Raw genomic sequence first — 14,615 nt, 5'->3', positions numbered from 1 at the left:
CCCGCTGCGCGGCGGACGCGTCATCGGCGTGCTCGAACGCGGCGCGGTCACCGCCTCGATCCTCGCCGGATGGCCCGAGGGGATCGCGGTCATCATGGCGGTGAAGGGGCTCGCCCGTTATCCCGAACTACGCGAACCGAACGCCTCCGAACAGTTCATCATCGGCACGTCCACCTCGGTGCTGTGGGCGGTCGCGGTGTGCGGTGTCGGGCAGGCGCTGATCACCTGACCCGGATCTCCGCCGTCAGACCTTCTTCAGCGCACTGCCCTTGTGCATCGCGACGTGATCGGTCTTGTCGCTCCGGATCTCGTACTGCGGCTCGTCCTCGCTGCACCGCCGCGTGCGTCCCTTGAACTCCACGTCCTCCGTGTGCTTCGCGATGATCACACCCTCGACGTATCCGGCTTCGGAGTTCCATCGGACGTGATCACCGACGGAGAAGTGGGTCGCCATGTCGTCGTCCTCCCGATCGCCCGCTTCCTGCGACCGTCGGATAGCCGTCTCCCACCGGTCCTACACCCCGTCGGTCAGACCGTCCGATGCTCCGCAGGATCCGCGGACCCCTCGGCGACGGCGCGGAAACGCTCCAGGTCCTCCGGCCGGAACTCGGGTCGGACGACCACCGCGTCGACGAGCAGACGCAACTGGTGTTGCAGGGCCGGCACCGACTCGGTGCGCCCCTGCGCCGAGAGGTGATCGATGAGCATGCGCAGCACCCGGGCCAGGGCCGTCGCCACGTGCAGCTGCGCCGAACCGGCGTGCCGGATCTGCTCGAAGGCGTGCTCGACATATTCGTCGGGCGACAGGATCCACGGACGCAGCAGGATCCGGCCGTCCGCGCCCTCGATCGCCGGCGCCGGACTGTCGGTGACCAGCAGGGTACGCAGGAGACTGCCGAGCCGGAGCACCACCTCGGTGGCGGTCGTCGGATCGTTGATCGCCTGGCTCAACGCACGCAGCGCGATGTCGACGAGTTGCCGCAACGCGAAGTCCACGTCCTGCTGCATGGTGCGCGCATTCGAGATCTCCACGGCCGCCTCGAGTCGCCGCAGGATCACATCCCGTTCCGGCTTCGGATGGATCCGCAACAGCGGTTCCCCTCGATGGATGTACGCGCCGGGACGCGTCTCCATCCGCACCACCGCGCCCGGCGGCGCCACTGCGAGAACGAGCTCGGCCGGTGCCTGGGTCACCCAGCCGTCGCGCGGCGCGTGCACCGTCGCCCCCTCCCCGAAATCCGGTTGCGGCACCCGGTCGACGTGGATCTCGCGGTGCGCACTCCGGCTCGTGTTCGCGATGACCTTCTCGGCCTCCGAGGCGATGCTGCGTACCACTTCCCCGACCTGCAGACCGTGGGCCAGCCGGTTGAGATAGGCGATGATGAGCACCACGGTCGACACCGCGAGGACCACCGCGAGGGTCGTCGACAGTGTCGGGGCGGGTGCGGCGTCGTCCGCGCCGATGTGCCGCAGTGTCAGCACGCAGTAGACGAAGGTCGCCACCAGCATCCCGATCACCGTCTGACTGACCCGGTCCCGGATGAAGGACCGCATCACCCGCGGTGAGAACTGGCTGCTCGCCAACTGCAGACTCACGACGGTCAACGAGAAGACGACACCGGCGGTGGTGATCGTGGCGCCGGCCACGGTGCTCAGCAGCCAGATCGCGGCGTTGCTGTTCATCTTCATGCCCCACGGGAAGGGGCCGAAGGTCCGATCGATGTAGCCGCTCACCTCTGCGAGCACCGCTCCGGCGGCGACGACCAGCGCGGGCAGCGCGAACAGGCTCTCCCGGAATCGGTACTCACCCGCGGCGAGCCGCAACTGCATCCACGATCTCGGCAGAGCACTCATGCCGACCACGCTATCGACGCGCACGGCTCCGGCAACCCGACTTCCGCCGAGCACCTCGACCAGGAGCGATCATCGCGCCGGAGGGGTCATCCGCTCACCCGGTCGTCCGGAGAGGACGCTTCTCCTCCTCTTGCGCGACGACCTCGATGCGATCCTGCACTCGTCGCATCGCGCGCAGCCACCGATCCGGGTCCGATGCCCGCCGCTGGTAGTACTCCGCCACCTCGGGGTGCGGAAGGATGAAGAATCGGTCGTCGCCGAGGGCTCCGACGATACGGTCGGCGACCTCGTCCGGGGTGAGCACCCCGCTCTCGAAGATCACCCGGCCCGCAGCGTCGGTGGGCAGCAGATCCGTCGCGACGCCCTGCGGGCACACACACTGGACGATCACGCCCTTGTCCCCGTAGGTCGCCGAGAGCCACTCCGCGTGCGCGACGGCGGCGTGCTTGCTCACCGAATAGGCCGGGGAGCCGAGCATGGTCAACAGTCCCGCAGCCGAGGCCGTCACCACGAACCGCCCGGTGCCCCGCTCGAGCCACTCCGGCAGCAGTGCCCGGGCGGCGCGGACGTGACCCATGACGTTGACGTCCCAGGACAGCTGCCATGCCGCCTCGCTCTCGGCCGCTCCGGTCTCGACCCCGGCGTTGGCGAACCACACGTCCACGGCACCGAGAGCGGCGCGCGCACGGGCGACCAGATCGGCGACCCCCTGCTCCCCTGCCGCGTCCCCCGGTGCCGCGATGCCGCCGATCTCCTCGGCGACACGGACGCACGCGTCGGCGTCGAGATCGTTGACCACGACACGGGCGCCGGCCTGCGCGAGGCGGTGGGCGAGAGCCCGGCCGATGCCGTTACCGGCTCCCGTGACGACGACACCCGCGTCCCGGAGATGGTCCGGAGCCGTCCTGTACGTCATCTGTCGTCCTTCCGTTCGTGCCCGCCCCGAGTCGTCGGGGCAGGCGAGACCGAGCCCGGCAACGAGCGATTCGCCGCCGGGCCCGGTGATGACATCTCGATCCGTGTGGTCACATCTTGCTGAGCGCGTCGGCTCCGCCAACCAGCATCGCCGCGGCGACACCGACCGCGGTGACCCCGGTCATGACCAGGGCGACAGCGGCGACCAGCGGGTAACCGCCGTTGGACCAGTACTCGAACAGGATGGTGCCCATCACCTGCGTCTGCGAGGCCCGCACCAGCAGCGACGCAGTGAACTCGTGGGTGAGCAGGACGAACAACAGGGCCGCGGTCCCGCCGAGGCTACCGCGCATGAGCGGCAACAGGATCTTCACGTTGGTGGCCACGAAACCGGCACCGCTCACCCGGGACGCCTCGAGATAGGTCTCGCCCAGGGCGAGCATCGAGGACAGCTGCATGCGGGTCGCGAACGGCAGCATCAACGTCACGTACACCAGGATCACCACCCACGACGTGCCGTAGAGGACGATCGGCCCCTGCGTGTAGGTCAGCAGGAAGGCGGCACCGAAGATGACCGCCGGCACTCCCAGCGGCATGGACACGAGCACGTCGGTGACCACCCGCAGCACGGGGTACTTCGAGCCCCGCACGATGAGGTTCGCGGCGACGAAGCCGAGCGGCAGGACGATCGCCATCGCGATCAGGGAGAACATCACGCTGTTGCCCACCGCGGCGGGCACCGCCGTGCCGGAGAAGATCGTTTCGAAGTTCTCGAAGGTCAGCGCAGAGAAGTTGACGGTGCCACTCCAGTAGCGCGACAGGGCCACGAACACCAGCGCCAGCAGCGGCAGCACCGTCGACAACAGCGAGAACAGCAGGATGATCGCCACACCGGTCTTCGACGGGCGCCCCTGGGAGCGGAAGGCCTTGCCGCCGTGGGTGACGAACCGACGCTGATTGCCCAGCATCGCCTTCTGCGCGAAGACCACCACGATCCCCACGATCAGCAGCGGCGAGCCGAGGGCCGCGGCGGTGGCGAACTGGGCGGGCGAGTCGCTGATCTGGAAGTACATCTCCGTGGTCAGCACGCTGACCCCGGTGTTGGTGCCCAGCAACAGCGGACCGGTGAACTGGCCGAGCCCGAGCAGAAGCGCCACGCCCGCGCCGTAGATGAGTGTGGGGCGCAGCAACGGCAGGGTGATCTTGAAGAAGACCTTCCATTCCGGCATCCCGGAGACCTGAGCGGCCTCGATCATCTCCGAGTTGATGTTCTCGAAGCCCGAGCGGACGAACATGTACACGAACGAACTCAGCGAGAACCCGGTGATGATCACGATCCACTCGATCGAGTAGATGTCGATCGGGCCCTCTTCCAGGTGCGACCACCACGGCAGGTTCCGCAGCATCGCGTTGAGGTAGCCGGGACGCGGGGAGAGCAGGAACGCCCAGCCGACGATCGCGGCGACGGCCGGGATCACGATCGGCAGGATCGGCAGGATCTGCAACACGGCCAGTCGTCGGGGAAGCCGGTTCGCCGCCCACGCCAGTGCCGTACCGAGAACCATCGCGATCACCAGCGACCCGAACGCCAGACCGACGGTGTTCCACAGGATCTGGCCGATGCGGGGCAGACCGAAGGCACGGTCGTAGCCGGCGGCTCCGTCCTCGAAGGCCGTCGCCTGCAACCGCACCACCGGAAGCACGACCAGGTAGCAGAGCAGCGCCACGAAGGCGACGACGCCGAGACGGCGCGCGACGACCCGCACCGCGTCGTTCCCGAGCGCGCGGGGGACGCTCGGAGGGGCTTCACCGACCTCGGCGGTCGGCAACGTCATGACAGCCATGTCCGCCTCACCCCACCAGAGCGCCGGTCAGCGCCTGTCGGGGCAGTGCCAGTGCCGTGCCGTCGGTGTCGAAGGTGCGCGCGTCGAGCGGATCGAACGCGAAGATCATCGTCGCGCCGCGGTTCACCGTGCGCGGCATGCGCGCCGTGTCGAATGTCTGGATCCGGGCATGCAACTGGCGGCGCACCGATCCGTCGCCCACCACCGAGCACATGACGTCGAAGTGCAGGCCACCGTACTCGACATCGTCGATGTGCACGGCCATCCCGGCTTCACCGGGCAGCAGGTCCGCGACGTCGGTCACCAGCCGGACCTTCTCCGGTCGCAGGCGCAGGACGAACGAACCCACCGAGGCCTCCGCCCGCGGTTGCATGCCGTGGATCTCGGTGCCCAGCGCGTACCAGCGTCCGTCGACGTACTCGCAGGGCACCCGGTTCGACATGCCGGTGAAGCCTGCGACGTACTCGTCGACCGGCTCCTCGAAGACCTCTCGCGGCGGGCCGATCTGGACGATCCGGCCGGCGCGCATGATCGCCATGCGGGTGCCCAGCGCGAGGGCTTCGCTCTGGTCGTGCGTCACGAACACCGCCGTGAACGGCTTGCGCTGATGCAGGTCGTGCAGTTCCGCCCGGACCTGATCGCGCAGGCGCGCATCGAGGTTGCTGAGCGGCTCGTCGAACAGGACGAGATCGGGGTGGGAGACCAGGCCGCGTGCCAGGGCGACGCGCTGCTGCTGCCCGCCGGACAGTTCCGCCGGGAGCCGGTCGAGCAGACGTTCGCAGTCCACCAGAGCCGCGGTCTCCTCGACCCGGCCGTCGGCGAGCGCGTCGGTGAGCTTGCGCGACTTGAGGGGGTAGGCGATGTTCTTGCGGACCGTCATGTGCGGCCACAGGGCGTAGGACTGGAAGACCATGCCGATGAAGCGCTTGTCGGGCGGCAGGTTCACGCGGCGGGCACCGTCGAAGACCACCTCGTCGCCGAGGGTGATGGAGCCGCTCGCAGGCTGTTCGAGGCCGGCCAGGCAGCGAAGGGTCGTCGTCTTGCCGCACCCGGACGGGCCCAGCAGGACGAGGAATTCGCCGTCCTCGATCTCGAGGTCGAGATGATCCACGGCCACCGTCGGGGGCTTGCCGTCGAAGTTCTTCAGCAGCTGGCGTATCGAGACATGGGACATCGTGTACTCACTTTCCGACCGTCGGAGATCAGTGCTCGGTGGCGAACAGGGCGGGTGCCGGTTCGCGGACGGGTTCAGGGGACGGGGTGCCGCCTTCCCGGTCTGCGCGGCCGGTAGCGAGCCGATACAGCCGCTGTGCGTGTTCGTCGGCGGTGCCCCACAACACGCTCGAGTTCAGCGCCCGGCGGTAGTACAGGTGGGCGGTGTGCTCCCAGGTGAAACCGATGCCTCCGTGCACCTGGACGTTCGTCGCGGTGGCGAGGCCGGCAGCGTCGCCGCACGCGATCGCCGCGATGGCCGCTGCCTCGGCGAGCTCGTCGTCGGTGCCCTCCTCGACCGCCCACACCGCGTGTGCGACAGCGGAGTCGGCCAGTTCCACGGCCACGGCCACCTCGGCGAGCATGTGCTTCACGGCCTGGAACTCGCCGATGAGGCGGCCGAACTGCACACGTTCCTTCGCGTAGGCCACCGCGGCGTCGAGGCACGCGCGGGCGACGCCGAGACTGTCGCAGGCCAGCGCGACGAGAGCCCGATCGCGTACGCGGCCCGGTTCGGGCCGGTCGGTGAGCAGGGTGGCCGGGGCGTTCTCGGCGTGGATACGGGCCAGACCCCGGGTGGCGTCGGTGCTCTCCATCGGTTCGACCGTCAGATGGACACGGTCGACTGCGTAGAGCCCCAGGGCTCCGTACCGGTCGACGGCATGGATCAGGAGCGTGTCCGCCACCGTTCCGTCGAGCACGAAATCGGCCCGGCCCGTGAGGGTCACGCCTGCGCCTCCCTCGGCTGCGCGGAAGGCGCTCTCGGCGGACTGCGCGTCGCACTCGTCCCCGGGGACCACCGTGGCGACGATCCGTGTGCCCGAGGCGATCCCTTCGAGGAGGTCCCCGGCGAGGGGGTGCTCGGTGCAGCGGGTGAGAGCCGCGGCGGCGACGACAGCGCCGAGGACCGGGACGCGGGTCAGTTCCGCACCGAGGGTTTCGAGAACGGCGGCCACGGTGGCGAAGGAGGTGCCGAGACCGCCGAGGTTCTCGGGGACGGCGAGAGCGCCGATGCCGATCTCGCGGCCGAGCACGGACCACAGTTCGCGGTCGAGGGCACCGTCACGGTAGACCCGATCGGTCCGCCCGTCGACCGGGTCGGCCCGGCCGACGGCGGCTCGGATGGTGTCGACGAGGAGCGCCGTGTCCTCCGCGCCGGTCGCGCTCGAGAGAATCATGGTGTCGCCTTTCCTGGGGATGCCGGCCGTGGGGCTGCTGCCGGCGTCGGGATCTGCTCAGTCCGAGGACGGAAGGGGCCGGGCCTGCTTCTCGGCGAGAACCGCGTCGCCGATCGCGAGGGGTCCGGTGCCGGGACGTACGCACAGCACCTCGACTCCCCCACCCTCGTATCGCTTGCCGATGAGAAGACCCTGGTCCGTCGCCGCGCCGGCGGCCGGCGCCGCATCGGCGGACATCGGTTCGCCCCCGCACAGCAGGGGTCCGGTCACCGTGCCGTCGATTCGGACGACCACGACTTCGGCACCGCACACGGGGCTCTTGAGACGTTCTCCGACCTTCATGTTTCTTTCCTCTCGTGTCCGGGACCGGTTCGGGTCTCCGGAAGGCTCGTCGGGCACCGGAGGCGGCGCTGCCGACGGCGGCGGGTATCGGTGGGTTCTACTGGCTGGAGCCGAACAACTGCGCGAACTCGGCGCGGAAGGCCTCGGTCTCGTCGGCGGTGACGACCCGGCTGTTGACCCAGATGTCGTCCGCGGATGTCGCGGCCGTGGAGATGTCGGGCAGCACGGAGCCGGCGCGGTCGGCGACGGCTTCCTGACCGGCCTTGGTCACCAGGAAGTTCGCGAACAACTGTGCGGCGTTGGGGTGCGGTGCGGTCGCCGGGATCCCGGTGAGGAAGGGTGCCCCGAAGACCGGTGAGGGCAGACCGGAGTCGACCGGAGCTCCGGCTTCCTTCTCCGCGGTGAGCGGCATGGTGTAGATGGCCGCGGCGATCTCACCGGAGGTCAGTGCCTGGGCCATCGCCTGGGCGCCCGGGTAGGTGCGGGGCTTCTGACCGGCGAGCTTCTCGACGTAGTCGGGTGAGACCGTGTCCCCCAGGAAATCGTAGAAGTCCACGATGGCGGACGACACCGGCAGCATCACGCCGATCTTCCCGTCCGCGAGGGCGGGGTCGAGCAGGTCCTCGTATCCGTCGACGCCGTCCGGGACCCGGGAGATGTTCCAGCCGTAGGTGAGGACCGCGGCCGACGAGAGGAAGATCCGGTCGTCGTCCCGCAGGAACTTCTCGCGGTCGAACTCGGCGGCGTCGAAGGCGGGGCCGGTGACGGGGACGAAGTAGTCCTCGGCCAGCCGCGTGTCCACCCAGGGCCGGGAGGCGGTGGCGATGACATCGGCCGTGTGGCGACCGGTCTCCGCCTCCGCCGCCAGCTTGGTCTGGAGGTTGGCGTCGTTGTCGCGGACGATCTCCACCCCGATGCCGTACACCGACTCGAATCGGGCCGCGAGTTCCTGGAGGTTGTCCGTCGGTTGCCCGGTGAGATAGGTGACCGAGCCTTCCTGCTTCGCGGCCTCGACCAGCTCCTCCCAGGCACTGTCGCCGGCCGGACCGAGATCCTCCGCGGACACCTCCGTGGTACCGGACCCGCACGCAGCAGCAGCGAACGTCACTGCGGCGATGCCGATTCCGGCAAGCGAGCGACGAAGCGACGGAAATCTCATGGCAGACCTTTCGATTTTCTGAAGAGTCGAGCGACCGTGCGCCGGAGGACGCATGGGCGATGCGGTGGGACGGCCGGGATGCTCAGCTTCCGGAGGCGACCCGGCCGTGGACGCGATTTCGCGCCTCGCGCCAGGTCAGGCCACGGTCTGCACGAGCCTCCGCGGGGAGTCCGAGAAGTCGTTCCGCGACGATGTTGCGCTGGATCTGATCCGACCCGCCGGCGATGCTGTAACCGGGGGCGCCGAGAACGTGCGCATTCCATTCGTAGGTACCGGGAATGCCGGTGTCCGCGATGAGGTTACGCCCCAGCACCGTCCGTGCCGCAGCGGAGACCGCGGCGAGCTTGTCGACCCATTGGATCTTGCGGACGGATCCGATCGCCGAGGGCGCTGCTCCGCCGTCACGGGCCTGACGGTCGCGCAGTAGGTCCACCGCGGCGAGTTGCTGGCGCAGGTACACCCGGGCCAGTTGCTCACGCACACGCGGGTCCTCGTCGCGCCCGAGGCGCCGGGCCGTGGCCACGAGCTGATCGAACTGCCCGCCGACATTCGCGGTGTTGGAGCCGCCTTCGCGTTCGAAGGCGAGTGTGGTCAGGGCGACGGACCACCCCTTGCCCACCTCCCCGAGACGAAGACTGTCGGGGATGCGGACCCGGTCGAGGAAGACTTCGTTGAAGCTGCTGCCCCCGGACATCTGCCGGATCGGGCGGATCTCGACACCGGGAGCGTCGAGTGGGATCAGGAATGCGGTCATGCCCTGATGCTTGGGCTGGTCGGGATCGGTGCGGGCGATGAGTTCGCCCCATTCGGCGAACTGCGCTCCCGACGTCCAGACCTTCTGCCCCGAGACGATCCAGTCGTCACCGTCCCGGACCGCGCGTGTTCCGAGATTTGCGAGGTCGGAGCCGGCGTCGGGTTCGGAGAACAGTTGGCAGGCAAGCAGTTCGCCACGAAGCATCCGTGGCAGGAACTGCTGCTTCTGCTCGTCGGTACCGAGGAGCCTGATGGTGGGGGCGATGAGGTGCAGGGTGACCGAGACGAGCTCGTGCGGCGGGAGCGGGCACAGTTCGTTCTCGATGCGCGCGAAGGCTTCCGCGACCTCGGTTCCGGTCTCCGTGCCGCCGTATTCGCTCGGCCATCCGAGCGCACCGTAGCCGGCGTCGAACTTCTCGCGCTGCCAGGTGCGGTGGCGGTCGAGGAGCGCCCGCTCCTCGTCTTCGGGGAGATCGTGGAAGACCGAGACGTCGTACTCGTCGTCGCGGACGGTGAACGACAGTCGGGCCAGGGTGTCGGCCACCCAGGTGCGGGCGCGGGTCTCGAATTCCGAGAGGGACATGAATACTCCACTGGCTGAGATCGTCCCGGGTGGGGCGATCGGGCTGTTGGTCGGTCCGCGGCCGGTGGCAGAAGCTACCCGCTCGGCATCCATTAGGAACATACGTATATTAACGGAGATTTAGGTCACAGTCCAGTGATGCGAGAGATGCGTGTCACCTCTGCCACGGACCGGGAACCGGCCGCGAACCGCCGGTGCCGGCCCGCCCCGGAGGGCATGGACCGGCACCTGGGACTCGAGGACGTCAGTCCAGGTTGTAGAGCGCCGCGGCGTTGTCGTGCAGGATCTTTCGTGCGTCCGCCTCGGAGAGGTGTGCGAAGTTGCGACGCAGGTAGTCGTCCGGCCGCACGGCATCGCTCGCCGGCCCCGGGGACATCGAGGTCGGGTGCGGGTAGTCCGTCTCGTAGAGCACGTTGTCGGCACCGAGCTGCTCGATCGCGCTGCGCGCCGAATCCTGCTCGAACCAGAAGCAACCGTAGATCTGCCGCTTGAAGTACTCGCTGGGCAGAAGCTCGTAGTTCGGGTGCTCCTTGTGCACGCCACTGTTCCGCCACTGCCAGTCCATGCCCTCGAGCGCGAACGGCATCCAGCCGATGCCCGACTCCACGGAGACGAACTTCAGTTCGGGGAACCGATCGCAGATGCCGCCGAAGATGAGCTGCGAGATCGTGCGGGCATTGTCCATGAAGAACGAGATGCCCATCATGCCGTAGTTGGCCGCCACACCGTTGCTCTCGTGCCCGAAGCCGCTCAGATCGACCTCGCCCGAGGCGATGTGGAAGTTGATCGGCAGCTTCTTCTCCTGCGCGGACGCCCACAGCCGGTCCCAGTACGGATCGGTCAGTACCGGCAACCCGAATGCGGCCGGGTTCTGCGTGAACACCAGGCCCTTGTGCCCGGCAGCCGCGACCCGCTCGACCTCGGCGATGGTCGCCTCCATGTCCCAGAAGGGCAGGATGCCCACCGGGACGTAGCGACCGGGTGCGAACTGGGCCCATTCGGTGAGGTAGTCGTTGTAGGCACGGACACATTCGAGCTGCAGTTCGTTGGATCCGTTGGACTGCAACGTCTTCTGGCTGAAGACCGCGACGTTCGGGTACAGGATCTGGGCGTGGATGCCGTAATCGTCCATCAGCGCCAGACGCTTGGCGGGATCCCACGACCGCGGATCGGTGTCGGCGAAGCGCGGCGGGCAGCTCGGCGGGTACTCGTGCCAACCGGCCATCGCGGGCGCGCCGACGGCGCTCATGCGGGTACCGGAGACGAACCACGCCTCGTCGCCGCGCTGTTCGTCCCACCGCACGTGGGGAACGAGATCGCCCCACTTCTTCGACATCCGGGACGTCCACAGGTCCGGCGGTTCGACGACATGGGTATCGGTATCGATGATCTTGATATCGCGAAGGTCGTACACGAGAACTCCTCCTTGTGGAGATCGGGAAGTGGAAATTCGGGTGCGCACGTGCGCGGGAAGGGCGGCGACGTCCGGTCGCAGCCGGGAAAGGTTCTGTGATCGCCCGGAAGGGGCCTACTTGATCGCGCCGGCGATCTTGAGTTCGACGATGCGGTCCCAGTCCAGACCGTGCTCGAGCAGCACCTCGTCGGTGTGCTCGCCGTGATGCGGGGCTCGTGTCAGTGTCGGGGCCTCGCCGCCGAAGGAGGTCGGTGCCGTCACCATGTCCAGGGTCCGCCCGTCCTCGTATTCGACGGTGCGGACGAAGCCGTTCGCCAGGGCCTGCGGATCGGACAGCACGTCGATCGGCTTGCGGAAGACGTCCCACTGCCCTTCCTGCTTGCCCAGGATGTCGGTCCACTCCGCGAGGGTGCGCTGCTCGAAGATCTCCGTCAGGATCGCCGTGCACTCACGGGAATTGCGGGCGCGGTCCTCGAAGGTCGCGAACCGCGGGTCGTCGATCAGGTGGGACAGGCCGATCGCCTCGCACAGGCCGGGCCAGAACTTCTGGCTCTGCAGCAGCGCGAGATGGATGTAGCGGCCGTCGCTGGTGCGGTAGATGTTGGAGACGGGATTGACCGGGTTGTGGCGGTCGGGATACGGCAGCTCGTCGGCACCGACCATCTGGCAGCCCGCGATCGTCGCCTGCATCGCCCAGGCACCGACCGAGAACAGCGACGTGTCGACGACGATGCCCTCACCGGTGCGTTCGCGGTGGAGCAGACCCGCCGCGATACCGCCGGCCAGGGCCATTCCGCTCTGGGAGTCACCGAAGGCCGGACCGGGCATGTTGGCGGGCCAGTCCAGATCGTCCGGGGCGATGGATCCGGCAGCACCCGAGCGCGCCCAGTAGGTGATGCCGTCGAAACCGCCCTTGTCGCTGTCCGGGCCGGCGACGCCCTGAGCGGTGCCGCGGGCGTACACGATCCGCGGATTGCGCGCGAAGATGTCGTCGACGTCGATACCCAGCTTGGCGCGCGCGTCGGGCAGGAAGTTCGTCATGAAGACGTCGGCGGATTCGACGAGCTTCATGAGTACCTCGCGGCCCTCGGGGTGGGCGATGTCCAGTGCGACGGCACGCTTTCCGCGGTTGTTGATCTCGAACAGGCTCGCGAGGCCGTCGACCTGGGCGGGGACTCCCCAGGCTGCGGTGGAGCGGGTGGGGTCGCCGAAATCCGAGTGTTCGATCTTGACGACGTCGGCTCCCCAGTCGGAGAGGATCGCGGCCGCCGAGGGGACGAACGCGTACAGCGCCACCTCTACGACCTTGATCCCGTTCATCACCGTGGTCATCGAGTGTTCTCCTTCGTCGTCTCACGGCCACGAGAGGCCGCGCACAGCATGGGAAGTGAGCGCCGAGCGACTCCGTGAGATGCGGGTCGGGAATTCGGCGGAAGCTCGAACGCGAGCTGAAAACACCGTAACTATAGCAATGTTTTGTGCGTTGTACATCACAATTTTTCGGGAGGTCGCGAGGCGACGCCACGCAGGGCGGGTCAGTAGAGAGACTCACCCCCGTCCACCACGAGGTTCGTGCCGGTGACGAACGCCGAATCCGGACCCGCGAGATACAGTGCGGCAGCGGCCATGTCCGCCGGGGTGCCGGCCCGGCCCATGGGGACCGTCGCGGCGCGCTCGTCGAACAGGTTGTTGCGGTCCTGGGCGAGCGGGGTCGCCGTGATGCCGGGCGACAGCGCATTGACGCGCACCCCGGTGGGCGCGAGTTCGTAGGCCGCGAGGCGGACGAGCTGGTTCAGGCCGGCCTTCGAGGTGCCGTAGGGAACGAGCGAGGGGCGCGCGCCGAGGGCGCGGATCGAGGAGACAACGACGATGGACCGGTTCTCGTCCGTACGCTCGACCATGGATCGCGCCGCCGCCTGCACACAGAGGAACGTCCCCGTCAGGTTCAGGTCGATGCAGTCCTGCCATTGCCGCGGCGTGAGCTCGAGGAAGGGCACCACGCTCCCGCTCCCGGCATTGGCGACGAGTACGTTGAGCGGCCCGTTCCGGTCCTCCGCGGTCTCGAACATCGCGGCGATGGAGTCCGCGTCGCTGATGTCCGCGACGACGCCGGAGACCCGGTCCGCGGCCTCGCACCGCCTCTGCAGTCTCTCGACCGCCGCGTCGAGCACTTCGGGCCGACGTGCCGCGAGGGAGACCGTCGCACCGGCATCGAGCAGACGCTCGGCGATGCCGTAGCCGATGCCCTCGCTCCCTCCGGTCACAAGGGCGTGTTGCCCGACGAGAGCGCCCGCGCCGGTGTAGTTCACAGAATCTCCGGGTATACGTGTGTTCTGAGTCATAGAGAGTGGTATAACATCAACTAACCGAAACATACATATATTTCTTGGTAGCCCTCAACGCCGGGCTTCCTCCCTATACTCGGCCGCACGCTCACCCCCGCTCGGACGAGTGCGGGCCCCCGCAGAGACGACGAGGACACCATGACCCGCAACTTCACGAGTTCGCAGTCGGACACCGCCGCGCGACGACGCGCGGTAGCCATGACTCGCACCGAGAAGGTCTCGCGCACAGTGGCACGCATGGTCGCCAAGGAGATCGCCGACCGGCAGCTCGCTCCCGGTTCGGCCCTCGAAGCCGAGTCCGAGATGGCTCGCCGCTTCGGCGTCGGCCGCGCCTCCGTCCGCGAAGGGCTACGACTGCTCGAGGCGCAGGGCCTGGTGACGGTTCGACAGGGCCTCGGCGGTGGACCCATCGTCTCCGAACCCACGGGGAGTGAATTCGGCGACACGCTGTCGATGTACCTGCAGGCCAAAGGTGTTCGCTTCCGAGAGGTCGCCGAGGCCGCACTGGAGATGGAGGGCCTCGCCGCAGCGATGCTCGCCGACCGTGTCGCTGCCGGCGAGGACGTCGATCTCGACGCGCTGGCGGGCAAGCACATCGTGCCGGAGATGACCGACGACGAGGTCGTCGCCACCGCGGTCGGCTTCCACCAGACACTGCGGGAGATGTCCGGCAACTACGTGCTGACCCTCACCGGATCGGCGCTCGCGCACATCTACACCTTCCGCATGCTCGAGGCACACCCCGACGTCTGGGACGACGAGGAACGCGAGGGCTTCGAAGGTCCGCACAAGGCGATCCACCATGCCATCGCCGCCGGCGACTCGGAACGCGCCCGCCGCCTGGCCCGCGAACACATGCGTGAGGTCATCGATCACCTCTCCGCTCTCAACCCCCGGATGCTGGACGAACGCGTGGACTGGCGCTGAGCCCTCCCCTTCGGCGACGACCTGCATCCGGGCATCCGCCCGCGACCTGAACATCGATCACCCACGGCCCGGCGTGCCCGCGTGGCCGC

Annotated in this window: 13 protein-coding genes and 1 pseudogene; 2 read left to right on the top strand and 12 right to left on the bottom strand. The window is 68.2% G+C overall.

Annotation, left to right across the window (positions count from 1 at the left end; translation table 11 throughout):
* Positions 1-229 (top strand): annotated as a pseudogene (locus B9C99_RS16180) (hypothetical protein); the annotation flags it as partial.
* A gap of 15 nt (positions 230-244) precedes the next feature.
* Here the strand turns inward: B9C99_RS16180 and B9C99_RS16175 are convergent.
* The 12 genes from B9C99_RS16175 to B9C99_RS16120 form a co-directional block, all read right to left on the bottom strand.
* A complete protein-coding gene (locus tag B9C99_RS16175; protein ID WP_088898566.1) occupies positions 245-454 on the bottom strand; it encodes a DUF2945 domain-containing protein in 210 nt (69 codons plus the stop codon).
* A gap of 74 nt (positions 455-528) precedes the next feature.
* Positions 529-1,854, bottom strand: coding sequence for a DUF2254 domain-containing protein (locus B9C99_RS16170; protein WP_253250096.1), 1,326 nt, complete (start codon positions 1,852-1,854; stop codon positions 529-531).
* A gap of 94 nt (positions 1,855-1,948) precedes the next feature.
* A complete protein-coding gene (locus tag B9C99_RS16165) occupies positions 1,949-2,770 on the bottom strand; it encodes an SDR family oxidoreductase (protein WP_088898565.1) in 822 nt (273 codons plus the stop codon).
* A gap of 109 nt (positions 2,771-2,879) precedes the next feature.
* Entirely contained in the window at positions 2,880-4,613 is a 1,734-nt protein-coding gene (locus B9C99_RS16160) for an iron ABC transporter permease (RefSeq protein WP_088898564.1), read from the bottom strand.
* A 7-nt stretch (positions 4,614-4,620) separates the two neighbouring features.
* The gene (locus tag B9C99_RS16155) at positions 4,621-5,787 is read right to left on the bottom strand and encodes an ABC transporter ATP-binding protein (protein ID WP_088898563.1); all 1,167 of its coding nucleotides are present in this window, start codon (positions 5,785-5,787) and stop codon (positions 4,621-4,623) included.
* Positions 5,788-5,815: 28 nt separating this feature from the next.
* Positions 5,816-7,003: an acyl-CoA dehydrogenase family protein gene (locus B9C99_RS16150; RefSeq protein WP_088898562.1), complete on the bottom strand. Its 1,188-nt coding sequence runs from the start codon at positions 7,001-7,003 to the stop codon at positions 5,816-5,818.
* Between the two features lie 57 nt (positions 7,004-7,060).
* Complete coding sequence (locus tag B9C99_RS16145) at positions 7,061-7,345, bottom strand: hypothetical protein (RefSeq protein ID WP_088898561.1); 285 nt, start codon at positions 7,343-7,345, stop codon at positions 7,061-7,063.
* A 97-nt stretch (positions 7,346-7,442) separates the two neighbouring features.
* Entirely contained in the window at positions 7,443-8,504 is a 1,062-nt protein-coding gene (locus B9C99_RS16140; RefSeq protein ID WP_088898560.1) for an ABC transporter substrate-binding protein, read from the bottom strand.
* Between the two features lie 82 nt (positions 8,505-8,586).
* A complete protein-coding gene (locus B9C99_RS16135; RefSeq protein WP_088898559.1) occupies positions 8,587-9,840 on the bottom strand; it encodes an acyl-CoA dehydrogenase family protein in 1,254 nt (417 codons plus the stop codon).
* 244 nt (positions 9,841-10,084) lie between these two features.
* Complete coding sequence (locus tag B9C99_RS16130; RefSeq protein ID WP_088898558.1) at positions 10,085-11,254, bottom strand: amidohydrolase family protein; 1,170 nt, start codon at positions 11,252-11,254, stop codon at positions 10,085-10,087.
* Positions 11,255-11,368: 114 nt separating this feature from the next.
* On the bottom strand, positions 11,369-12,586 hold the full coding sequence (locus B9C99_RS16125) for a CaiB/BaiF CoA-transferase family protein (protein ID WP_088898557.1): 1,218 nt from the start codon (positions 12,584-12,586) through the stop codon (positions 11,369-11,371).
* A 203-nt stretch (positions 12,587-12,789) separates the two neighbouring features.
* Entirely contained in the window at positions 12,790-13,563 is a 774-nt protein-coding gene (locus B9C99_RS16120; protein WP_253250095.1) for an SDR family NAD(P)-dependent oxidoreductase, read from the bottom strand.
* 174 nt (positions 13,564-13,737) lie between these two features.
* On the opposite strand from B9C99_RS16120, the gene B9C99_RS16115 reads away from it, so the two are divergent.
* The gene (locus B9C99_RS16115; protein WP_088898555.1) at positions 13,738-14,526 is read left to right on the top strand and encodes a GntR family transcriptional regulator; all 789 of its coding nucleotides are present in this window, start codon (positions 13,738-13,740) and stop codon (positions 14,524-14,526) included.
* Positions 14,527-14,615 lie beyond the last annotated feature (89 nt).

Origin of the sequence: Rhodococcus sp. BUPNP1 (genome assembly GCF_002215235.1) — a bacterium.
Classification (GTDB): Bacteria; Actinomycetota; Actinomycetes; order Mycobacteriales; family Mycobacteriaceae; genus Rhodococcus.
Note: the sequence above shows the minus strand (reverse complement) of the source record. Positions and strands in the feature narration are given on the sequence as shown.